Below are 907 nucleotides of genomic sequence, written 5' to 3'. Positions count from 1 at the left end.
GTCCCACCCCGCGCCTTTCATCGGACCACACGCCCAGGAGCCCCGAATGCCGCCCGCTCGCCCCCGCCTCCTTTACGTCACCGACCTGGCGTACCCGGCGCGCGGACGCCGCTACTGCGACGAGGACATACGGCTGACCGCCCGCCTACGCGAGGACTTCGACCTGGCGCTGTGCCACCCGCGGGACGCGGCGGCGCTGATGGGCGCCTTCGACGCCGTCGTCGTCCGCAACAGCGGCCCCGTCCTGGAGTACCAGGCGGCCTACGACGACTTCCGGACCCGGGCCCTGGCCGGCGGAACACGCGTCTACAACCCGCTCACGGGCCGGGCCGACATGGCCGGCAAGCAGTACCTCCTCGACCTCACCGCGGCCGGGTATCCGGTCATCCCCACGGTCGACCGCCCGGAGGACCTGCACCTGCTCCCCGACGCGGACCGGTACGTGGTCAAACCGAAACTGGGCGCCGACTCCATAGGGCTGCGCATCGTCACCGCCGACGGGCTGGCGGGACTGGTCGACGGCACCGTCCTCGCCCAGCCGCACATCGACTTCGCACACGAGATCTCCTTCTACTTCGTCGACCACGACTTCCAGTACGCCCTCTACGCGCCGGAGCCCGCGCGGCGCTGGGAACTGCGGCCGTACGCAGCCACCCGGGACGACCTGGAGTTCGCCCGGCGCTTCATCGACTGGAACGCTCTCGACCACGGCATCCAGCGAGTGGACGCCTGCCGCGCCCCGGACGGCGAACTGCTGCTGGTCGAGCTGGAGGACCTCAACCCGTACCTGTCCCTGGACGCCCTCGACGACACGGGCCGGGACGCCTTCGTCGCCGCGATGAAGAGCTCCCTGCGCGGCTTTCTCGCCGCCGCGCACTGACCGCGGCGGCCGGCGGCGGGGGGAGGG

At 71.9% G+C, this 907-nt stretch carries 1 protein-coding gene; it reads left to right on the top strand.

Going from position 1 to position 907, the window contains the following annotated elements; genetic code table 11:
- Nucleotides 1-46: 46 nt before the first annotated feature.
- Nucleotides 47-880 carry an ATP-grasp domain-containing protein gene (locus tag BZY54_RS48170; protein ID WP_086731554.1) on the top strand — a complete coding sequence of 278 codons (834 nt, stop codon included), beginning with the start codon at nt 47-49 and terminating at the stop codon, nt 878-880.
- Nucleotides 881-907 lie beyond the last annotated feature (27 nt).

The sequence above is a fragment of the Streptomyces carpinensis genome (assembly GCF_002154505.1).
In the GTDB taxonomy this organism is placed as follows: domain Bacteria; phylum Actinomycetota; class Actinomycetes; order Streptomycetales; family Streptomycetaceae; genus Streptomyces; species Streptomyces carpinensis.
The sequence above is the reverse complement of the archived record's forward strand: the minus strand, read 5'-3'. Positions and strand labels throughout refer to the sequence as shown.